The sequence below is a fragment of the Thioclava sp. NG1 genome (assembly GCF_003122275.1).
Classification (GTDB): Bacteria; Pseudomonadota; Alphaproteobacteria; order Rhodobacterales; family Rhodobacteraceae; genus Thioclava; species Thioclava nitratireducens.
Genome location: NZ_QFBB01000010.1, coordinates 151,827 through 171,985, shown reverse-complemented (window position 1 = coordinate 171,985; position 20,159 = coordinate 151,827). Strand labels below are relative to the sequence as shown.

Genomic DNA, 20,159 nt, shown 5'->3' with positions numbered 1-20,159 from the left:
GGAGACAGGGGAGGTTACTGGCCGACGGCCTTCGCCTGCTCGTCACCCGAAAGCTGAGCAGAGAGATAGATCGCACCGGGCAGATCCGAGCGACACTGGACGGGGTTCGGATCCCCATCGGTCGAGTCCTCGAAGTTCGGGGCCTTGAAGACTTCCTCCGACGGCGGGGTGCCACCGGTCGCTTCCGCGATCGCCCATTGCACGGCGAGACGAACGTTGTCGTTGCCGGTCGCGACCGTGAAGAGCTTGAAATCGGGGTTGTCGGCGTGGACCTTCTCCCAGAAGCAGCCGAGCGAGTTGCCGTCGGACGTCGCGAGCGCCGGGATCGAGCGGTCGAAGTTCGCAAACACCGGCAGCGCGCCCACGAGCGACGGGCCGAAGTCGGACACGATCACGTCGATATTGTCATGCTGCGCGATAGCGGCCGACAGCACCTGCTGCGTCAGGGAAGGATCCCAGTTGGTGACCGCGAAGGGGTCCGGGTTCAGGAACTTGTAGCTGTCGTCGAGGATATTCTTCATCCCCTTCAGCTCGTCCAGACCCTGGCTGTTGCCCGCCGGGCCCGACAGGAACAGGATGTTCGCGCCGTCCGGGAAGTTCTCCTTGATCCACTTGCCCCAGCTTTCGCCGTCATAGACGAAGTCGGCACCGACGAAGCGGGTGTAGTTCTTGCCGGCTTCCCCACCGACATTCACGCGGTAAGGCACGACGACCGCGCCCGAGCGATAGGCTTTGGTCAGCGCGGGCAGGATCGCGGGACCGGCATCGCCGAAGACGACCATTGCATCGACACCGCGTGCCGCCATCGAGTTGATGTCGGAGATCGCCTTCTGCGTATCGCCCTGACCGTCGGCATAGTAGTAGTCGGTGATGCTCGGACACTTCGCGGCTTCCTCCTTGCCCGAAGCGGTCGTCACCAGACGCCAGCTATTGCCGCCGAAACCGTCGAGCAGCGCCAGCGAGGCCTTGTTCGGGCCGCACCAGGAAGGTGCGTCCTCTGCGCTGGCCGCCGAGGCCGAGAGGGCAATTCCAAGCCCCAGCGCCATATAGGCAGCGCATCCTTTCAGGTTAGACAGTTTCATGGTTCTCCTCCTCTGTAGAACTTGTTTGTTCTGTCTTGAAACGGTTCGTCCATTCGATCGAGTAGACCCCGATGCCGAATACAAGAGCGAGCGCCTGCACGATGGTCTGCGCCGAGTAGGGCACACCGATCGACAGAGCGAACTGGCTTAGCTGATTGAGAAAGAAGGCGGCGATGACGACCGAGATCGGAAAGCCGCGCCCTCCCAGAAGCGATGTCCCTGCCAGCACCACGACGGCGACCGAGGGCAGAAGCAGGCTGTTGCCCTGAAATGCCGTGGGTTCGCGGGTGATGCCTGCGATCAGGATGCCCGCGGTGCAGTAAAGGATCTGCGCCGCCACATAGGCCATCGCCTGATACGGTTTGACGCTCAGACCCGCCGCGCGGGCCGCCTTCGGATTGGCTCCGATAGCCTCGAAGCGACGGCCAGCCACCGTCTTTTTCAGACCGAAGGACACGAGAGCCAGAATAGCGAGGGCGAACAGGACCGAATGGGGAATGCCCAGGGTCTGACCGCCCGCGATATGGGCCAGCAGGTTCGTGGTGATCCGCGGCACGCCGCCGGAGATCGCAAAGACCGCCGAGAACAGAAGTGCGTTCATCCCGATGGTCGCAACGATTGCGTTCAGGCGAAAATAGGCGACCATGATGCCGTTCAGGATCCCCGCCGCGAGCGCGAAGCCGACCGCGATGACAAGTGCGGGCAGTAGCCCGGCATCCTGCCCGTTGGGCATGTGGGTCGCGATCACCACCGCAAGCGATACCGACCCCGGCACCGACAGATCGAAGCCGCCCTGCTGCACCACCAGCATCTGGCCGAGCCCGACGATACCAAGCACCGCCGCGAAAGGCAGGCTGCCCATCAGCGACCCGGCGGTGACCGCCGAGGGCGCGAAGATGACGCAAAGAAGGATGAGCGCCAGCGTCGAGGCGACGATGGTGACGAAGCCCTTCGACAAGGGCATCGACATCAGACCCGTCGGGCCTCCGAAGCTATGCGGCGTCGTCTCAGCCATGATTTCTCCTCCTCCCTCGCGTCGCGTCTCAGCTGATTTCCAAGGTGACCTTGACCGCCTTGTCGGGCGACTTGCCAAGCTCCAGCGCGGTCATCGCGTCATCGATGTTGTAGCTGTGGGTCTGGATCGGCGAGAGATCGAGCCCGGTGCGCTCCAGGAACCGGATCGCCGCCGGCCAGACGCCGGGAGAGCCGATGCAGCCGCGCACGTTGAGGTTCTTGATCTGGATCTTGCCCAGCTCGACCGGGAATTTCTGGCCGATATTGATGCCGACCATGGAGACATTCCCGTCGTCGCGGGCATAGTCGAAGACATTGGCCAGCGAGGCCGGATGGCCCGCGCATTCGACCACGAGATCGGCGCCGCCCTTGGTCATCTCCTGCACCGCTTCGATGGGATCGCCGTCGGTCGGATCGATCGTGCCGTCCGCACCGAGCTTCATCGCGATCTCACGGCGCAGCGGCACCGGGTCGACCACGATCACGCGAGCGCCCATCCCGATCGCGGCGGCAGCCGAGACGAGGCCGATCGTGCCGCCGCCAGAAACGACGACCGTATCCGCCGCGCAGACGCCGCCATGGCGCATCACCGCGTAATACCCGCAGGTGAAGGGCTCGATCAGCGCGCCTTTCGCGTCATCCACCGCATCGGGCAGCTTGTGCAGCCATTCGGGACGCGCGGCGAAGAATTCACGATCCGCACCGTCCATCGAGAAGCCGAAGTGGTGGATGCGCTCGGGCGTGTTGATCACGCATTCGCCGACCACACGATCCCCGGGCTTGAGCCCGTCGACATTCTTCCCGACCTCGACGACTTCGCCGACCCATTCGTGGCCCGGAACGACCGGGTAGGAAATCGGGATAATGTATTGACCGGCCAGCAGCTCGTAATCGGAATGGCAAATTCCGACGCGGCGCGACTGGATGAGCACCTCGTTGTCGGTGATGCCGGGCGTCTGCACCTGCGTCACGATGGGCTTGTTTGGTTCGTCGAAGATCAGGGCTTTCATGTCAGGCTCCAACTTTCGCTGCGGCGGGTTGCGCCACGCGTTCGATTTGACCACTGCGGGAGGAGGCGAAGACCGCCTCGAGCAGCGCGATATTGTCGACCAGATGATCGGCGGTGATCGGGTAGGTTTCCTGTCCGCGCACGGCGCGGGCGAAACTCACCAGGTTGTCCTTCACAGGCTCGGCCTTGCCGATCTCCACGGTCTCGATCGGGCCACCGGCCATGGCCGAGGTCACGATCCAGCCGTCAGGCGCTTCGACATGCGCCTTGTCGCGAATGTCGATCCAGCCTTTCGATCCGTAGACAGTGAAGCGGGACATGAACGGGTTCGACAGCGAGGCCGACACGTAGGAGGTCCCTCCCCCGGCGAATTTCACATAGGCCGCGACCGTGTCGCCCTGCGGCAGTTTCGAAGATAGCTGCTCGCAAATGCACAGCACGCTTTCCGCGCGGCCCAGAAGGCGGACCGACAGATCCAGCAGGTGAATGCCCGTCGCGGTCATGCCGCCTGCCGGCGCCTCGCTCGCCTGAACACGCCAGTTGCTCGGGTCCATGCCGACGAACTTGTCGTGGCTGAAATTGGCCTCGATCTGCTGGATACGGCCCAGCTCACCCGCATCGGCCTTCGCCAGCATCTCGGCGATCGGCGGCTCCCACCGGCGCTCGTGGCCCATGCCCAGGACGAGCCCGGCCTCGGCACAAAGCGCAACCGAACGAGCGGCTTCTTCCGCAGTGAGCGCGAGCGGCTTTTCGCAGAAGATGTGTTTGCCTGCGGCGACCGCCTTGGCGATCTGATCCGTGTGCAGCGAGTGCGGCGTTGCCAAGACGACGGCCTCGACCTCCGGATCGTTCAGCGCGTCCGCGTAATCCGCGCTGAGCGTCACGCCCTTATCGGCGCAGAGATCGCGCACCGCGTCCATGTTAGGCTCCACTGCGCGGACGACCTTGATATCCTCGGGAGCGCTCGACAGAACGGAGAGCATCTTCTGCCCCCACCAGCCGAGCCCGACGAGGGCGATTTTGACCGGCCCCGACATCAGCGATTGTCCACGCGCTTCGAGAACGGACGGATCGAGACGGACTTCCACAGACCGACCTTCGCGAAGGGATCGTTGCGGTTAAAGTCTTCGACCTCTGCAAGGCTGTCAGCCTCCAGCACAAAGCAGCTGCCGATCATGGTTTCCTCGTCATCCGCGAGCAGCGGGCCCGAGATAACCGTCTTCACTGGCGCCTGAGCCAGATAGGCCTTGTGGTCCTCGTAATTCGCCAGCCGTTTGTCGACGGCACCGTCATGGTCAAGGCAATGGATCACGTAGTGCATTGCGGTCTCCTCAGTTTCCGGCCGGAATGATCTTGCGCGCGCGCAGTTCGTCGAACACGTCGAAGAAGCTGTCCGGCGTGCTCTGATAGGCGTCGAAGCCCAGCTTCCGGCTGTTCGTCATATCGGTGAAGCATTCCAGCTCGCGACCCAGGTCGGCGTCGCTGTGCCACCACGAGGCGAGCTTGGTCACAGGGATGTCCTGCAGCCCATATTGCGCCACCATCTCGGACCAGATCGCGGGCGCATCCGCCATCTGCTCTTCGAGCGGCGTCGTGTGACCGGGGTATTCCGCGACCTCGAGGCCGAAATACTCGGCGATCCGCGCCCAGAGCCAAGTCCAGCGGAAGACGTCGCCATTCGCAGTGTTGAACGGCATGTTCGCAGCTTCCGGCGTCGTCGCCGCCCAATAGAACTGTTTGGCGAGGATGCGCGCATCGGTCACGTCGGTGACCGCGTTATATTGCTCGGGCGAGCCGGGATAGAGGAACGGCTTGCCAGTGTGCTTGCAGATCGAGGCATAGACCGCGAGCGTAACCGCCATGTTCATGTAATTTCCGACCGTGAAGCCGATCATCGTGTGCGGGCGGTGCACCGACCAGGTGAAGCCGTATTTCTCGGCCATCTCCAGCAGCACATCTTCCTGCGCGTAGTAGAAGTTCGGCCCCGGCAGACGCGGACTTGATTCAAGGAAGGGCGTGTAGGGCGTAACCTTGGCGTAGTCGTCGAACGAACCGAGGTAATGCTTGAGGCCCGTGACCAGCGCCCCGTGCTTGATCGGCGCGCCTGCGATCCCCTCAAATAGGTTGCGCACCATCATCCCGTTCACGCGGACATTCTCTTCCTCGTTCGCCTGACGCGACCACGTGCAATAGAACACATGGGTCACGTCCTTGGCCGCAGCCAGCGCGGCCTTGCTGCCCTCTGCATCGGTCAGATCCGCGGCGATATGACGGTCGGACCACTCAAGATCGACGTCGCTGCGCGACACCGTGACGACCGTCCAACCATGAGATTTCAACTCGCGCGCGGTGTAGCTGCCCGAGAGACCGGTAGCCCCGACAATCAACGCAATATTCTGTTCAGCCATGGGTCTTCGCCCCTTTCTTGCAGTTCGGTTTCGTCAGGTGGTGACGAGAATTTTCAGATGTTCTCCGGCAGGATCGAGCAGCGCCTCGAAGCCTTTCTCCACGACGTCCTCGGCACGGATGCGGGCCGTGATGACTTTCTCGATCGGGAAATTGCCCGAGGCGACCATGCGCGCGATGCGCGGCCAGATCTGGGTCGGGTAGCACCAGGTCGCTTCGACCGTGATATCCTTGAGCGCCCAGAGCATGGCGTCGATGCTGGCAGGCTTCATGTGCAGACCGACCTGAACGACCTTGCCCTGACGGCGCACCGCCTCGACGCAGGCGTTGAGCGAGCGCTCGAGGCCCACGCATTCCAGAGCCACGTCGACGCCGACGCCTTCCTCGGTCAGATCGCCCACGACTTCCTGAAGGTTGCCCGCGCCGGGATCGACGACGAAGGCATAGGGAGCAATCTCGGAGATGATCCGGCGGCGGTTCGGATTCGGCTCGGAGACGATGATCGTGCTAGCGCCCGCTGCATGGGCCGAAAGCACCGTCAGCGCGCCGATCGGACCTGCGCCCGACACCAGCACGGTGGAGCCTGCCGTCACCCCGCCCCGATCGACGCCGTAAAGCGCAACCGCCGCCGGTTCGATCATCGCAGCCTGCTCGTCGCTCAGCGCGTCGGGCACGGGCTGGGCGTTGTAGTCCTTGACAACGGCCTTCTCGCCCATGCCGCCCCAGGCCCAGCTGAGGCCGATGCAGCCGAGCTGCGGCGAGAGGTGATAGAGACCGCGCTTTCCGTAGTAATCATTGCGTGGCGCTACGAGCGGCTGGATAGAGATCCGATCGCCCTGCGCAACATCGCTGACCGCATCACCGACCTTCAACACGCGGGCCGAAAACTCGTGCCCGAGGATCTGCGGGTTGCTCGCACCGGTGTAGACATGCGGCTCAGCGGGCGTGACGATCGGCCCCGCGATATACTCATGAAGATCGGTGCCGCAGATGCCCGTGATGATCGGCTCGATCAGCACGTCATCGGGGGCAAGCTGCCCGGACGGCTCCTCCACATCCTCGACGCGGATATCCTTTGCTCCGTGAAAACGAACGGCTTTCAATTCGACCTCCTCCTGTCCTGTCGGCGCGGCGACTGCAGCCTGTGATCCGCCTGTCGGACCGCGGCACCGTCGCGCTGCTTGCCATGATTCGTAGCAAACCGATCCGATCGCATCAGGAAAAAAATCTCCGCTCCGGAAAAATTACTTCAGCGCTCGCCGAAGCGGCATCTTAGGGTGAGGCAAGACAAACGGAGACATATGGATGAGCAACATGGCGAGTGCGCCCCACCTCCCCCAATCCGAATCTCGCGCGGTCGGCTGGATCGGCGTCGGAAAAATGGGCGGGCCGATGGCGCGAAATCTCCTGGACAGCGGCGTCGGGCTTACCGTTGTGGAACCCGATTCGGGCAACCGTGCGAAGCTTGCCGAGAAAGGCGCAAAGACCGCCGACTGCGCGCGCGATCTGCGCGATGTGCAGGTCGTCTTCTCTACGCTGCCCAATGACGACGCGCTGATGGCGGTGGTATCGGGAGAGACCGGGCTAATTCACGGCCTACCGCGCGGTGCCTTGCTGGTGGAAATGAGCACCGTCTCGCCGGAATGTTCCGAGCGCGTTGCGCAGATCCTGAGCGAGGCGGGCCTGCGCTACCTGCGTGCACCGCTCTCCGGCAGCACGGATCTCGCCGCAAAAGCGGCACTGACGGTTCTTGCGTCGGGCGATCGTGCGGGCTGGGACGAGGTGCTCCCCCTCATCAAGACCTTCTCGGCACGGCAGTTCTTCCTCGGAGAGGGCGAGGAAGCGCGCTATATGAAGCTCGTGCTAAACACCCTCGTCGGCGCCTTCTCGGCCGTGCTATCGGAGGCGCTGGCTATTGGCGCGAGCGGGGGGCTGTCGCGGGCCGACATGATGGAAGTGATCTGTGAAAGCGCCGTTGCCTCGCCGCTGTTCAAATACAAGCAAGAGGCGGTGGTCAACGATGACTACACCCCCGCTTTCACCGTCTCGCAGATGATCAAGGATTTCACGCTGATCAGCGATGCGGCGCGCCGCAATGACGTGCCGCTGATGACCACCGGCCTGATCCTCGAACTCTATCGGAGCGCGTCGAACGCTGGCATGAGGGACGAAGATTTCTTCGCATTGGTGAAATGGCAGGAAAAATTGTCGACAAGGTGACTCCGGTCGGGCAGCATCCGGACGCAATGCAACCACAGGATGCTGATCTGACGAGCCACGAGCTTTCCAGAATCGTCGATTTTCTTCGACGGTTGCGGGCGCCGTTCGACCATCAGATGCCCGGTGCCAAGCCCGACGTCTATCAGAATATCACGCTGGAACTGGTGGACGCGCATCTGCGACTGAGCCCGATCGACAAGTCAGGGCTCATCAGCCTTGCCGATGTGCCCTATAGCACCGGCAACCGCATGATCATGAAGATGATCGATGACGGGCTGATACGGCAAGTGCCGCGCGGGAACGGGTTGAAGACGCATTTCCTCGAGCCTTCGGAAAGCTTGTTAAATGCCTTCATGAGCTATGCCATCCACGTCAAAGGTCACATGGCGAAAACCTTCGGTCTGCGGCAAGGCACCGAAACGAGCGAATACTACTTCGGCGGCAGCTATTTCGCAGCGCAGATCATCTCGCCGGTGCGCGGCGAGGACATCACCGGACTCAACCTTAGCGACATCAAATTCCTGCTCAACGATGACAACTACTTCATCGCGATGCGCAACATGTGGTCGGATTTCCGAAATGAATTCGGCAAGCGTAGTAGCTTTGACCTGCAACGCCTCCCCAATCTCTACGCCAAGTCGCGCCAGACCTTTTCGGAGATGACGCCACGCTATGACGTCATTGCGATGAACATGCCGTGGCTGGGTGAATTCGCCGAACGCGGAGAGCTCGCGCCACTCGACGATCTGATCTCGAACGCCGCCATCAACTCGCTCGATTTCCACCCCTCGGTCTGGGGGACGGGCAATTGGAAGGGCACGCAATACGGCATTCCGCTCTATTGCACGATCGAGATCCTCGCCGCGCGCAAGGACTTGTTCGACGCCGAGGGGGTCACTTATCCCAAGACCTTCGACGAGACGATCGCGGCCGCGCGCGCCTTCCACGATCCACAGAACGAATTCTACGGCATCGCGTGGAACGGACAACGCGGCATGCCGATCGCGAATTCCTTCATGTTCTTCCTCGCCGCCTGTCGCACCACCGTCATCGACATGCCGCTGCGCAATCAGGAGAGCTGGAGTTTTGATACGTTCGACTCGCTCAAGCTGCAGATCGACACCGAGGATGCGCTCGAAGTGATCGAATACATGAAGCAGCTTGTAGAGGTCTCGCCCCCTGATATCGCGAGCATCGATTGGGAGCGGCGCATCCATTACTTCATGTCCGGTCAGGCCGCGATGACCTATTGCTGGACAATGCGCGCTGCCCGCTTCGAGCACGAGCTGAGCTCTCGCGTGGCCCGTCGCGTGGCTTACCTTCCCCCGCCTTCGCGCCGGATGCGGCGTGTTTCCGCGCCGGTCGGGGGCTTCCTGCTGACCATCCCCTCCTATGTCGAGCCGACCCGGCAGAAACAGATCATCGACGCGATTGCCTGGATGGTGTCTCCCGAGGCGATGAAGGAGCACGTAAAAAACGGCTTCCCCGTCGCGCCACGCTTCTCGGTCTGCGCAGACCCTGAAGCCCTCGCCTCCTCCCCGATCGTCAGCATGGTCGACCGAATGGCCCGCAAGAACGAACTTGTGACCTGGGCGCGCCCGCCGGTGCCCGCCTTCAACCTGATCGAACGGACCTTGGGCGAAGAAATCCACGACATCGTCTTCCATGGAAAATCGCCGCAACGCGGTCTGAGGGACGCCGAAAACCGCATTCTCTCGGCAATCAGGGCAGAAGCCTGAGGCCGCGAAAGTTGTCAGAAATAACCCGCGGCCAAGTCTGGCGACATTGGACGTATACTTGGGGATTTCAAAGAAAAGGTTCCCTCATTAGCGTTCGAGCCCCACAAGAAGATAGACGAAAAAATGGGGAAAGCACTTGGCTCAGTCTCGACGCGGGGCGATAACCGTCGGGACGGAACACAAGGTAGCGGCCTCAAACGTGAAGATTCATAAGTTCGATATCAGTGGCCATCCCGGGGAAACCGTCGGGGACATCACCCATCGGCGCCTTCGCGGGGACATCGTGCACGGGCGGTTCAAGCCGGGGCAAAAGCTGAAGCTCGATTTGCTGCGCAAGAAATACGATGTCAGCGTGACGACCCTTCGCGAATTGCTCAGCAGCTTGACGAACGAAGGGCTCGTCACCGCTGAAGGGCAACGCGGCTTCGAGGTTGCGCCGATCAGCAAGGCCGACCTTCGGGATCTCGCAGATCTGCGTCTGTTGCTCGAGACCCATGCGTTGCGCCAGTCCATCGCGAATGGCGACATCGAGTGGGAGGCGGGAGTCGTCTCGTCCCATTACAAACTGGAGACGATCGAGCGCGAGCTGATCGCGGGTGGCGACGGGCCGGTGCAACCCTGGGTGCGTCATGACTGGGATTTCCACTTTGCGATGATCGCGGCGTGCGACAGGCCAAACCTGATGCGCACGCACTCCTCGGTGTTCGATCGCTTCATGCGCTATCACATGATCATTCTGGAATTTCGCGGCGAAAAGGCCAAGGAAGACCACATTCGCCTGCGTGACCTGACCTTGGCCCGGGATGCGGATGCCGCCGTGGAATTGCTGATCTCCCATGTCGAAAGCGGCGTCGACCACATTCTGGCGACCGGTCGCGTTCCCTGAACTCCTCGAACGAGGGCTCCGAAAGCCGACAAGCGGGTGAAGAAGTAGAACACTCGCTCGTGATTTTGTGCGTCAAAAATAAAAATGTATGATATTTTTGAAGTTGACATATGAAAATCGAGATGTCGAATTGGATGAGCCGCTCTCGATGCGGCGAAAGGGAGGAACTATGACCAAATTGACTCGCCGCAGCGTGCTGGCGACAGGGGCCGCTGGCGCAGCCGCGACCCTGATGGCCGGCACTGCACTCGCTCAAGATCGCAAACGACTCCGCCTGTCTTCGGTGGTGTCGAATAACGATATTCGCGCCAAGGCCTTTGCCCGCATTTCCGAAGACGTTGCCAAGGATTTCGACCTGCAGGTCTACAACCAGTCGACGCTCGTCCCGCAGGGGGGTGAACTGACCTCGATCCAGCGCGGGACGCTGGAAATGGGCCTCGTCGCGCCGCAGAAGCTCGCCGATCAGGTGCCGGAATGGTCGATCCTGACCGCAGCCTACGTGCTGCGCGATGCCGCCCATATGAAAGCCGTCTTCGACAGCGACGTGGGCAAGCAACTCAATGACCTTGCCGCGAAGGCCGGGCTGCATGTCCTCGCGCCGGTCTATTTCGGCGCACGTCAGGTCAACCTGAAGCCCAAGAAGAAGATCAACACGCCGGAAGATCTGAAGGGTATGACCCTGCGCATGCCGGGCGGCGACGCGTGGCAGTTCCTTGGGGAGGCGATCGGCGCCAGCCCGACGCCGCTGGCATATTCCGAGGTCTACACCGCCCTCCAGACCGGGGCGATCGACGGTCAGGACAACCCGTTGCCCAATGATTACAACATGAAGTTCTACGAGGTCACGAGCCAGATCGCACTGACCAGCCACCTCGTCGGCTTCGACGTGCTGGGTATTTCCAAGAAGATCTGGGACGACATGAGCGCCGATCAGCAGAAGTTGCTGAAGGACTCCGTGGACAAGGAAATCGCCGCCAGCACCGAGGAGCACCTGAAGCGCGAGCAGGAACTGGTGGACTTCTTCAAGAAGCAAGGCCTCGAGGTCTATGAACCCGACCGCGCCGCCTTCCGGGATTACGCCCAGAAGAAGTATCTCGCCAGCGACTTCGCCAAGAGCTGGCCCGAGGGGATGCTCGAACAGATCAACGCGATCCAGGCCTGAACCCCGGACAAGCTGAGGGCGGGGGGTCGTGTCGGCCCTTCGCCCCTCGAAAGGCAAACCGATGCAAAACACGAGCCGCCGCTGGCGGAACGTAGCGCGCCGTCTGGCGGACGCCGTTCCGGCGCTGCTTCTGGCCGCCATGTTCCTGGCCTTCATCGTTCAGGTTTTCATGCGCTACGTGCTGAACCACCCCGTCGGCTGGACGGTCGAGCTCTGCGTCATCGCGTGGCTCTGGGTCGTGCTATGGGGACAATCCGTCTCGGCGCGTGAAGAAGACGAGATCCGCTTCGACATCATCTACGGCGCAGTCCGGCCCAAGGTTCGCCGCGTCTTCCGCATTCTGTTCTCGCTCTTCATCGTCGGCATCTACGCGGCCTCACTGCCGGATGTCCTCAGCTACATCTCCTTCATGAAGATCGAGAAGACGGCCTACATGAAGATCCCCTTCAGCTACGTCTTCTCCGTTTTCGCAATTTTCACGGCGGTCACGATCCTGCGCTACGGCTGGATTCTGATCAAAGAGCTGCGCGGCCCGGGCCCCGAAGATGACAGCCCCGATCTGACGCAAGTCGCGCGCAAGGATTTCTCCGAATGAGCTGGGAATTCACCCTCGCCGTGGCGGCCATCGTCGCCACCGCCATCGTCGGCCTGCCGATCGGGCATGCCATGCTGGGGGCCTCGATCCTCTATCTTCTGCTCGAACATCAGGACATGAGCATCGCCGCAGAGCAGGTCCTGCGCGGGCTCTACGGCTCCTACGTTCTGCTGGCGATCCCGCTCTTCATCTTCGCAGCCGACCTGATGAATATCGGCTCGCTCTCCGACCGGCTGCTGGATTTCTGCCGTGCACTGGTGGGGCGCTTCCGGGGCGGGCTTGGCCACGTCAACGTCGTGTCGTCGCTGATCTTCTCGGGCATGTCGGGCTCGGCCATCGCCGACGCGGTGGGGATCGGCAAGATCATCATCCAGCTGATGACGAAGGACGGGAAATATCCCCCCGCCTATGCTGGGGCCATCACCGCCGCCGCCGCGATCATCGGCCCGATCATACCGCCCTCGATCCCGATGGTGCTCTATGCGCTCGTCTCGGACACCTCGATTGGATACCTCTTTCTCGGCGGCGTGGGGCCCGGTCTGATCCTCGCGCTCCTGCTGATGGTGATGAACGCGATCCAGGCACGGCGTCACGGCTTCCCGGTGGAAGTGCCCGTGCCCGTGCGCGAGATGCCGCGGATCACCCTACGCGCGGTGCCCGCCCTGCTGATGCCGGTGATCCTTCTGGTTGGCATCTACGGCGGCATTACCACGCCGACCGAGGCGGCTGCACTCGCCGCGCTCTATGCCTTCCTGATTTCGACCTTCCTCTACCGCTCCGTCAGCCTGCGCGCGGCCTATGACACCGTGTGCCAATCCGCCCGCTCCACCGCGAGCGTGGGCATCCTGATCGCAGGGGCGCTGGCCTTCAACTACGTGGTCACGGTCGAGCAGATCCCGAACGAGATCCGCGGCGCGTTGGGCGACATGCAGCTCGACCGGATCACCTTCCTGCTGATGGTAAACGTGCTCCTGCTGGTGCTCGGGTGCTTGCTGGAAGCCAATGCAATCCTCCTCGTGATCGTGCCGATCCTTCTGCCGACCGCAGTCTCGCTCGGCGTGGACCCGGTGCATTTCGGGGTGATCGTCGTGGTCAACACGATGATCGGCCTTGCTACGCCCCCCTACGGATTGCTGCTCTTCGTCGTCAGCGGGATCACCAAATCCCCGATCGGCCAGACGATCCGCCATCTCGTGCCCTTCCTGATCATCATGATCGTCGGGCTCGCAATCATCACTTTCGTGCCGGGCACCGTGCTGTGGCTGCCGCGGCTTTACGGTTACGGCGGCTGACAGGGCCGCACATCAGGAGACTTCTCATGGCCCAGAAAGACCTTCCGATCCTGGTCATCAATGGCCCCAACCTGAACCTGCTCGGCACGCGTCAGCCAGAGATCTACGGGCACGACACGCTCGAGGATGCAGAGCGGTTGAGCCGCGATGCGGCTGCCGCGGCGGGGGTGGAAATCGACTTCCGCCAATCCAACCACGAGGGTGAAATCGTCGACTGGATTCAATGGGCCCGCACGAACGCCTGCGCCATCCTGATCAACCCGGCGGGCTTCACTTCGACCTCGATCGCGATCCTCGACTCCCTGCTGATCTTCGACCGGCCTATCTTCGAGGTTCACGTCTCGGCCTTGTTCCGGCGCGACGAATTCCGCCACCCGTCCTACGTCTCGAAAGCCGCGACGGCGAAGATCGAAGGCTTCGGCATCGCGGGCTACGGCTTCGCGATCACCCGGATCGCCCAACTCGTGAAAGGCGCCAAGTGATGCCTGCCCCCGGGAGCCCTTCTGAGACAGCGTCAGACGATGCAGTCATCCGGCTGGGTCTGATCGGCGACAATATCGCCGTCTCGCAGGCCCCGCGGCTTCATCGGTTGGCCGGGCTGCAGAACGGGCGGAAGGTGACCTATGACCGGCTTGTCCCGCGCGAGCTCGGACAGGGTCACGCGACGATCCTCGCCGACTGCGCGGCACAGGGCTATCGGGGTCTCAACATCACCTACCCCTACAAGGAGAAGGTGGCGGCGCTGGTTCGGATCTCCGACCCGATGGTCCAGCGGCTGGGTGCCGTGAATACCGTCCTCTTCGAACCCACCGGAGCCGAGGGCCACAACACCGATCACTCCGGCTTCATCTCCGCCTATCGCGCGGCACGCGGTTCCACACCGCCCGGAGCAACTCTGCTTATCGGCACCGGCGGCGTGGGGCGGGCCATCGCCTTCGCGCTGGTCGCGCTCGACGCTTCAGAGATCCGCCTTGCGGACCGTGACATCCAGAAGGCCGATGTCCTCGCCTCGGAACTGAAGGCGGCGAAACCGGGACTTCGCGTGATCGTGGGACGGGACGCCGCCGAGATGTCCGAAGGCGCCGAGGGACTCATCAACGCGACCCCGGTCGGTATGACCGGCCATCCGGGATCGCCGCTTCCCAAATCCGCCATCGCTGGCGCATGGGCCTTCGACGCCGTCTATACGCCGGTCGAGACCGAATTCCTCGCCGCGGCGCAAGCGGCAGGCCTGCAGGTCATTTCCGGTTACGAGCTGTTCATCTGGCAAGGCGTCGATGCCTGGAAGCTCTTCACGGGTCTACCGCTCGACGTCGCCCGTTTGCGCAGCGATCTCGCTAAAACCGTCCCGGCCACATCCTGAAAGGAGGCCTCCAATGAAAACCGCCATCGCCACTGTCTCGATCTCGGGAACGTTGCAGGAAAAGCTGGAGGCGATTGCTGCAGCGGGGTTCGACGGGATCGAGATATTCGAGCAGGATTTCATCGCCCATGACGGCGGGCCGCGCGAGGTCGGCCAGATGGTGCGCGACCACGGGCTGGAGATCTTCCTCTTCCAACCCTTCCGCGATTTCGAAGGGCTCCCGGCTCCGCTTCGCCATCGAGCCCTGAAACGCGCGGAGCACAAGTTCGAGCTCATGCGCGAGCTCGGCACCCGCGACATGCTGGTCTGTTCCTCGGTTCAGCCCGAGGCGCTTGGCGGGATAGATCGCATGGCTGGCGATTTCGCCGCCCTGGGCGAGCTTGCCGCAGATTACGACATCCGCGTCGGCTTCGAGGCGCTCGCGTGGGGGCGTCATGTCTGGGACCACCGCGATGCGTGGGAAGTGGTGCGCCGCGCGGACCATCCCAATGTCGGCCTGATCCTCGACAGCTTCCATTCGCTCGCCCGCAAGATCGAGCCGGATACGATACGGCGGATCCCGGGCGACAAGATTTTCTACGTCCAGCTTGCCGATGCTCCGGCGATCGATATGGACCTGCTCTATTGGTCGCGCCACTTCCGCAACATGCCGGGCGAGGGCGATCTGGATGTCACCGGCTTCATGCGCGCTGTGATGGCCACCGGCTATGACGGACCGGCGAGCCTCGAGATTTTCAACGACCAGTTCCGCGGCGGACCGACACGGACCATCGCACGCGACGGCTATCGCTCACTGGTGGCGCTAATGGATGACGTCCGCCGCACCGAGCCCGGGCTGGAAGACAAGATCAGCGAGATTCCGGCACGCGTTGCAGTGGACGGTGTCGAATTCATCGAGTTCGCGGCCCAGGGCGTCGAAGCGGAGACCCTGAAGACATTGCTCTCCACACTCGGCTTTCACATGTCGGGACGGCACCGCAACAAGAAGCTGGAAGTCTGGCGTCAGGGCGATATCCGGATTCTCATCAACGCCGAGACAACGGGCTTCGCCGCCTCCACTTGGACCGCGCGCGGCACCAATGTCTGTGACATAGGCCTCAAGGTCGCGGATGCCGCGGCGACAGTCACGCGTGCACGTGCGCTCGGCGCGAAGACCTTCTCGCAGCCGATCGGTCCCGGGGAATTGGAAATTCCGGCGATCCGCGGTCTTGGAGGTTCGGTTCTGCATTTCGTGGATGGCTCCAGCGGCCTCAACGACGTCTGGGACGTTGAGTTCGAGCCCGCGGAAGAGACATCGCAATGCGAGGCCGGTCTGATCTCCATCGACCATTTGGCCCAGACGATGGAGTATGACGAGATGCTCAGCTGGACCCTTTTCTACACGACGCTATTCGACATGCAGAAGGCGCCGATGGTCGATGTGATCGACCCTGACGGCCTGGTCCGCAGCCAAGCCATCGCATCGCGCGGGTCCGGGAACGGAAAGGGCCTGCAGGTCACTCTCAACGGCGCCGAGACGCATCGAACCCTCGCGGGAGATTTCCTGACACATGGATTCGGAGCATCGGTTCAGCACATCGCCCTGAGAACCACGGACATGCTGAAGACCGCTGCGTCGCTTGCCGATCTTGGCTTCGACCCGTTGCCGATGCCATCCAATTACTACGCCGATCTCGAAGCGCGCTTCGAATTGTCGCGCGAATTTGTGCAGAAGTTGCAGTCGGCCAACATCCTCTATGACGAGGACGCGCAGGGCGCCTTTCTTCAGCTCTATTCCCGCCCCTTCGCGGGAGGAATGTTCTTCGAAATCCTCGAACGAAGAAATGGTTACGAAGGCTTCGGAGCCGCCAACGCCCCCTTCCGGATCGCAGCGCAGAAGCGGTTTGGCCGCGTGAAGGGAATGCCCGACCTCTGAGCTCGCTGGTCACCGGTGAAAGATCGCCCAGTGTCTTTTGGGAGGATCCAGGGGTTTGTCGAAATCGGCCTAACCCACGAATTCGATGGCTGCCGCGAAGAAAGCGCGCTTGCGCTGATTTGCCAGCATTTTCTGGTCCGCTGGACGTAGGGGTTTCCGTCCTCATCATTTAGGCCGCTTCGGGACCGGTATCGGCCGCTGGCTAAACGTGGCGTTAAGGACCGCTAAGGGCCGTTCACTGCACCCAGGCAGGAAGGGCGGCAAGAGGACTTTCGCTGCGGCTGCACCAGCACGGTCGCTCAAGGTAAGAACCAGCCCTTCGTTGCGCTTGCAGTGACGACAACGTATGACAAAGTGGTGCTTTGGCGTATATGTGCTAACTCAAGACCTTGGCGCCAAACTTTGATACTGAGGCGGAGTATCTCGTGCACCACTAACATATGAACTTATTCGAGCCCCCGCCTCACAAAGGACATTACTCCCATTCGGCGCCTAACTTATCGACCACCAATAGGTAGAGCGATATATGCGCCGGTTATTTTGGGCCGTCCATTTTCGCTCCTCCCACATATTGATACCTTTAGAATATTTTACGTCATCACTCATGCCGTCATATACCTTGTCCGAAATCCAAGTGGGATGGCTCGATGACATAGCGGAAAGCTTGGCCGCGTGGTTCGCCGCCTTTCCTATCCATACCAGGTCGTTCGAGTTCCTAATTCCAGCTTTGGCGACCATCACATTAGTTGAGTCAATGCCAGTAACGTGCTTCATGACATATTTCGTGTTGTATTGCGCGTTCATCTTCGGTTGAATAATCTGCTTCACCGCATAATTTATTTTCAAGCCGCACCGCACAGCAGATGTGTTTTTGCTTCCTCCGATGAAAACTCCCATTACTCGGTCGCCGTCAAATGAGCGAATGTGTCCCCCCTCGCTCCTAATGATCTTGGTAGCACACTGAAGGAAGGTTTTGTAGTTTTCCGCCGCAAACTCATCATTGTAGTTGTCTACAAGCTTGGTTGATTCATCTAAATCAGTATATAAAATGGTCGCTTGAAGATCGACTGCATCGTTGCCGGCCTTTAGATCGGTATCTTCCGGAACCTTTTGGCCCTTCCTTCTCGTCCAAACAGATGAGTATATCCGCTTTACATCCTCTTCGAGGTCACTCTTTAGACCCATTTATTGCCTCCAATGCCGACCCGATTATCTGGGCCCAAGTTCCGATACGCGTTCTTCAATTTGGGTGCAAACGTCCGAAATGTCCGGTTCCGCGCCTTCATGCCAATGAAAGCGCAAAGAAGTGATGCCGGCCAGATCTGAGGGTATCTTTATGTTCTCGGCTTTCTGAACGGCAAAGAAAGACCTGGCTCGCCCGATCGCACCTGCAAAAAGCCCTAACTCGAAGACCGTATTGTCGCGCGGAGCAACCTTTTCTTCACCCCGACTTTCAACTTTGTCGTCCGCACTGAAAACTGCAACAGTGAAATCCGCGGACGCCAGTTTAGCCTCAAGACTCTCCATAGTTGACTGAGATGGCTTGAAGACACCGTCGGTCCAGATTTCGACGACGACTTCACGCGCCTCGAAATAGGCTTGTATTGCTTTGGCAACGGGCAGTGACTCAGCCGCACACGCGACGAACATGAACGGAACAGGGTTTGAAGCGCGGATGAACTTTTTGCGCTGGCGGAGACGATCCGCTATTTCTTTTGCGATTTGTCGCCACATGTCGGGATGATGTGCAGCGACTGCTACAAAGTCTTCTTCCGACACGATCAAAGCTGCAGTTGGCTCCAAAGCTATCGCTGATGCCGAGCGCGGCTGCGAGGGATCGATCAGTGCCATTTCGCCCACATGCTGACCCGCGCTGCGTTCGGCAACCTTGAAGCCTGTGATCGTGATTTGCACCTTGCCAGCCAAAATGAAAATTATAACGTTGGACCAGTCGCCCTCAGATGTAAGAATTTCCCTTTCACGAAAAAATTCCAGGTTTCCGCGTGCCATCAATTCTTCTGCGGCTGCTGCATTGCCGAGGATTGTTTTCTGATCTTTTAGTGCATCAACAATGAGTGCTTTACCCCTGATTCCGGAGAAGCGACCAAACACCTCTGCTTCTTTCGCCTCATTCATCACGAAGCCTCCTCAATGTATAACCACCCTGATGCTGAGGTGCCGACGATCAATATCGCAAGATATGCCACCAATACGTGACGCGAACAAGTTGTCCGCGTCAGCACCTGCGACGAACGGCAGAAATGTCCGCACTGCTGACCTTCGCAAGCCAGAACATGCTGCACGATGACGTGCATGGCCGGATCGGGGAAGCTGCACCGCAGCGGCGCGACGTCCCATGAAAGGCAGGTCAGGGCCGTTCACTGCGCCCAAGCAGGAAAGGGCGGTGAGCGGAAGATCGCTGCGTTTGGTTCAAATTTTTGGTTCGAACGCAAGTCGCTCTCGAGCTACTCCGCCGGAGACGCCGCAGAGAAAGAACTTGGAGGTCACCACTTCGAGCCTAACCTCCGGCATGCATCAGCAACTGACGACGAGCGGCGCGGTGCGGCCATTCTCCATCTCAGTTCCGCCGCCAAGGCGAACGGCAGCCTTGTCATACCGTATCAGGATGATCGCGGGATTTCCTATCTCTTCACGGATGATCGTCTCGGCGAGCGCATCGAGGCGACAGCGGGCGATCCTCTGACGATCGGTCGAGATATCTGAAACGATTTCGACCCCAGAGCCAGCCGGCACGCCTGCCGCGAGAAGGTTCGCCTCGATTACCGGCGCCTGCCGCACCCCCATGTAGAGGGCGAGCGTCGTTCCCGGGGACGTGGAGGCGCCCCAATCGGGCGTGTCATCGCCCGCCCGGCACATCCCGGTCGCGAAGACCACGCGGTCTGTCGCGCCGCGTTCCGTCAGCGAACGACCGAGCGCGGCCCCAGCGGCGGAGGCCGCGGTGACGCCCGGCACGATCTCGACCGAGATTCCGTTCGCGCGCGCCGCGGCGAGCTCTTCCGTCGCGCGTCCAAACATGCCCGGGTCGCCACTTTTGAGCCGCACCACCTGCTTGCCCTCCAGCGCCGCGGCGACGATCACCGCATCGATCCGTTCTTGCGGCCAGGCGCAGACTCCGACGGACTTGCCGACATAGATCTGCTCCGCGTCGGGGCGCGCGAGGTCCAGAAGCTCCGGATCGACGAGGCGATCATAGAAGATGATGTCGGCCTGTTGCAGGCGCTCGGCCGCCCGCAGGGTCAACAGATCGCGCGCGCCGGGCCCAGCACCGACGAGCGCGATCGCCCCCTGCCCCGAGCGTTCCGGGAGGCCGTTCCGGGGCGTCTTGCGTGCCAATGACAGCCCGGACAGGGCAAGGCGCGCTTCATAGAGAACCTCGCTGACGAAGGCGACGATACCGGCCTTCCGCATGGGGGCCGCAGCGCCGGTCGGGACAGGCAAAAACGATGCAAACATCT

Annotated in this window: 19 protein-coding genes; 9 read left to right on the top strand and 10 right to left on the bottom strand. The window is 61.3% G+C overall.

The window, feature by feature from the left end:
- Positions 1 to 14: 14 nt before the first annotated feature.
- From DEM26_RS17085 to DEM26_RS17055, 7 genes are read right to left on the bottom strand one after another with little or no spacing between them, the layout of a single operon-like run.
- Positions 15 to 1,082 (bottom strand): substrate-binding domain-containing protein, encoded by a 1,068-nt coding sequence (locus DEM26_RS17085; RefSeq protein WP_078571710.1) that lies wholly within the window; start codon positions 1,080 to 1,082, stop codon positions 15 to 17.
- Positions 1,069 to 2,097, bottom strand: coding sequence for an ABC transporter permease (locus DEM26_RS17080; RefSeq protein WP_199224689.1), 1,029 nt, complete (start codon positions 2,095 to 2,097; stop codon positions 1,069 to 1,071). Before DEM26_RS17080 ends, DEM26_RS17085 begins: the two co-directional genes overlap by 14 nt.
- Before the next feature lie 28 nt (positions 2,098 to 2,125).
- Entirely contained in the window at positions 2,126 to 3,106 is a 981-nt protein-coding gene (locus tag DEM26_RS17075; RefSeq protein WP_088718334.1) for a zinc-dependent alcohol dehydrogenase, read from the bottom strand.
- A 1-nt stretch (position 3,107) separates the two neighbouring features.
- A complete protein-coding gene (locus DEM26_RS17070; RefSeq protein ID WP_109172909.1) occupies positions 3,108 to 4,142 on the bottom strand; it encodes a Gfo/Idh/MocA family protein in 1,035 nt (344 codons plus the stop codon).
- Positions 4,142 to 4,426, bottom strand: a complete 285-nt coding sequence (locus tag DEM26_RS17065) for a YciI family protein (protein ID WP_038067927.1) — start codon at positions 4,424 to 4,426, stop codon at positions 4,142 to 4,144. The genes DEM26_RS17070 and DEM26_RS17065 overlap by 1 nt, the downstream gene beginning before the upstream one ends.
- 10 nt (positions 4,427 to 4,436) lie before the next feature.
- Positions 4,437 to 5,513 (bottom strand): SDR family oxidoreductase, encoded by a 1,077-nt coding sequence (locus DEM26_RS17060; RefSeq protein ID WP_088718332.1) that lies wholly within the window; start codon positions 5,511 to 5,513, stop codon positions 4,437 to 4,439.
- Positions 5,514 to 5,546: 33 nt separating this feature from the next.
- Positions 5,547 to 6,614 carry a 2,3-butanediol dehydrogenase gene (locus tag DEM26_RS17055; RefSeq protein WP_088718331.1) on the bottom strand — a complete coding sequence of 356 codons (1,068 nt, stop codon included), beginning with the start codon at positions 6,612 to 6,614 and terminating at the stop codon, positions 5,547 to 5,549.
- Positions 6,615 to 6,816: 202 nt separating this feature from the next.
- Here DEM26_RS17055 and DEM26_RS17050 point away from each other — a divergent pair, with 202 nt between their 5' ends.
- From DEM26_RS17050 to DEM26_RS17010, 9 genes are all read left to right on the top strand, one after another.
- Positions 6,817 to 7,731 (top strand): NAD(P)-dependent oxidoreductase, encoded by a 915-nt coding sequence (locus DEM26_RS17050; protein ID WP_088736280.1) that lies wholly within the window; start codon positions 6,817 to 6,819, stop codon positions 7,729 to 7,731.
- A 116-nt stretch (positions 7,732 to 7,847) separates the two neighbouring features.
- Positions 7,848 to 9,470: an extracellular solute-binding protein gene (locus DEM26_RS17045; RefSeq protein WP_158275146.1), complete on the top strand. Its 1,623-nt coding sequence runs from the start codon at positions 7,848 to 7,850 to the stop codon at positions 9,468 to 9,470.
- Between the two features lie 199 nt (positions 9,471 to 9,669).
- On the top strand, positions 9,670 to 10,356 hold the full coding sequence (locus tag DEM26_RS17040; RefSeq protein WP_088718328.1) for a GntR family transcriptional regulator: 687 nt from the start codon (positions 9,670 to 9,672) through the stop codon (positions 10,354 to 10,356).
- A 169-nt stretch (positions 10,357 to 10,525) separates the two neighbouring features.
- Entirely contained in the window at positions 10,526 to 11,518 is a 993-nt protein-coding gene (gene dctP, locus DEM26_RS17035) for a TRAP transporter substrate-binding protein DctP (protein ID WP_088718327.1), read from the top strand.
- A 61-nt stretch (positions 11,519 to 11,579) separates the two neighbouring features.
- Positions 11,580 to 12,113, top strand: a complete 534-nt coding sequence (locus DEM26_RS17030; RefSeq protein ID WP_088736282.1) for a TRAP transporter small permease — start codon at positions 11,580 to 11,582, stop codon at positions 12,111 to 12,113.
- Positions 12,110 to 13,405: a TRAP transporter large permease gene (locus tag DEM26_RS17025; RefSeq protein ID WP_088736283.1), complete on the top strand. Its 1,296-nt coding sequence runs from the start codon at positions 12,110 to 12,112 to the stop codon at positions 13,403 to 13,405. The genes DEM26_RS17030 and DEM26_RS17025 overlap by 4 nt, the downstream gene beginning before the upstream one ends.
- Positions 13,406 to 13,431: 26 nt before the next feature.
- Entirely contained in the window at positions 13,432 to 13,887 is a 456-nt protein-coding gene (locus DEM26_RS17020) for a type II 3-dehydroquinate dehydratase (protein ID WP_109172908.1), read from the top strand.
- Complete coding sequence (locus DEM26_RS17015) at positions 13,887 to 14,768, top strand: shikimate dehydrogenase family protein (RefSeq protein ID WP_109172907.1); 882 nt, start codon at positions 13,887 to 13,889, stop codon at positions 14,766 to 14,768. Before DEM26_RS17020 ends, DEM26_RS17015 begins: the two co-directional genes overlap by 1 nt.
- 13 nt (positions 14,769 to 14,781) lie before the next feature.
- On the top strand, positions 14,782 to 16,683 hold the full coding sequence (locus DEM26_RS17010) for a bifunctional sugar phosphate isomerase/epimerase/4-hydroxyphenylpyruvate dioxygenase family protein (RefSeq protein ID WP_109172906.1): 1,902 nt from the start codon (positions 14,782 to 14,784) through the stop codon (positions 16,681 to 16,683).
- Positions 16,684 to 17,175: 492 nt separating this feature from the next.
- Here DEM26_RS17010 and DEM26_RS17005 read toward each other — a convergent pair whose 3' ends face one another.
- The 3 genes from DEM26_RS17005 to cobA all read right to left on the bottom strand — a co-directional run bounded on the left by DEM26_RS17005 (position 17,176) and on the right by cobA (position 20,112).
- Entirely contained in the window at positions 17,176 to 17,868 is a 693-nt protein-coding gene (locus DEM26_RS17005; protein WP_109172905.1) for an adenylate/guanylate cyclase domain-containing protein, read from the bottom strand.
- 24 nt (positions 17,869 to 17,892) lie between these two features.
- On the bottom strand, positions 17,893 to 18,819 hold the full coding sequence (locus DEM26_RS17000; RefSeq protein ID WP_109172904.1) for a TIR domain-containing protein: 927 nt from the start codon (positions 18,817 to 18,819) through the stop codon (positions 17,893 to 17,895).
- A 399-nt stretch (positions 18,820 to 19,218) separates the two neighbouring features.
- Positions 19,219 to 20,112: a uroporphyrinogen-III C-methyltransferase gene (cobA, locus tag DEM26_RS16995; RefSeq protein ID WP_233243164.1), complete on the bottom strand. Its 894-nt coding sequence runs from the start codon at positions 20,110 to 20,112 to the stop codon at positions 19,219 to 19,221.
- Positions 20,113 to 20,159 lie beyond the last annotated feature (47 nt).

Excerpts from the sequence above, each read along its gene's own strand:
- DEM26_RS17085 (WP_078571710.1), bottom strand. The coding sequence starts at position 1,082 with ATGAAACTGTCTAACCTGAAAGGATGCGCTGCCTATATGGCGCTGGGG.
- DEM26_RS17080 (WP_199224689.1), bottom strand. The coding sequence starts at position 2,097 with ATGGCTGAGACGACGCCGCATAGCTTCGGAGGCCCGACGGGTCTGATG.
- DEM26_RS17075 (WP_088718334.1), bottom strand. The coding sequence starts at position 3,106 with ATGAAAGCCCTGATCTTCGACGAACCAAACAAGCCCATCGTGACGCAG.
- DEM26_RS17070 (WP_109172909.1), bottom strand. The coding sequence starts at position 4,142 with ATGTCGGGGCCGGTCAAAATCGCCCTCGTCGGGCTCGGCTGGTGGGGG.
- DEM26_RS17065 (WP_038067927.1), bottom strand. The coding sequence starts at position 4,426 with ATGCACTACGTGATCCATTGCCTTGACCATGACGGTGCCGTCGACAAA.
- DEM26_RS17060 (WP_088718332.1), bottom strand. The coding sequence starts at position 5,513 with ATGGCTGAACAGAATATTGCGTTGATTGTCGGGGCTACCGGTCTCTCG.
- DEM26_RS17050 (WP_088736280.1), top strand. The coding sequence starts at position 6,817 with ATGAGCAACATGGCGAGTGCGCCCCACCTCCCCCAATCCGAATCTCGC.
- DEM26_RS17045 (WP_158275146.1), top strand. The coding sequence starts at position 7,848 with ATGCCCGGTGCCAAGCCCGACGTCTATCAGAATATCACGCTGGAACTG.
- dctP (WP_088718327.1), top strand. The coding sequence starts at position 10,526 with ATGACCAAATTGACTCGCCGCAGCGTGCTGGCGACAGGGGCCGCTGGC.
- DEM26_RS17030 (WP_088736282.1), top strand. The coding sequence starts at position 11,580 with ATGCAAAACACGAGCCGCCGCTGGCGGAACGTAGCGCGCCGTCTGGCG.
- DEM26_RS17025 (WP_088736283.1), top strand. The coding sequence starts at position 12,110 with ATGAGCTGGGAATTCACCCTCGCCGTGGCGGCCATCGTCGCCACCGCC.
- DEM26_RS17020 (WP_109172908.1), top strand. The coding sequence starts at position 13,432 with ATGGCCCAGAAAGACCTTCCGATCCTGGTCATCAATGGCCCCAACCTG.
- DEM26_RS17015 (WP_109172907.1), top strand. The coding sequence starts at position 13,887 with ATGCCTGCCCCCGGGAGCCCTTCTGAGACAGCGTCAGACGATGCAGTC.
- DEM26_RS17010 (WP_109172906.1), top strand. The coding sequence starts at position 14,782 with ATGAAAACCGCCATCGCCACTGTCTCGATCTCGGGAACGTTGCAGGAA.
- DEM26_RS17005 (WP_109172905.1), bottom strand. The coding sequence starts at position 17,868 with ATGGGTCTAAAGAGTGACCTCGAAGAGGATGTAAAGCGGATATACTCA.
- DEM26_RS17000 (WP_109172904.1), bottom strand. The coding sequence starts at position 18,819 with ATGAATGAGGCGAAAGAAGCAGAGGTGTTTGGTCGCTTCTCCGGAATC.
- cobA (WP_233243164.1), bottom strand. The coding sequence starts at position 20,112 with ATGCGGAAGGCCGGTATCGTCGCCTTCGTCAGCGAGGTTCTCTATGAA.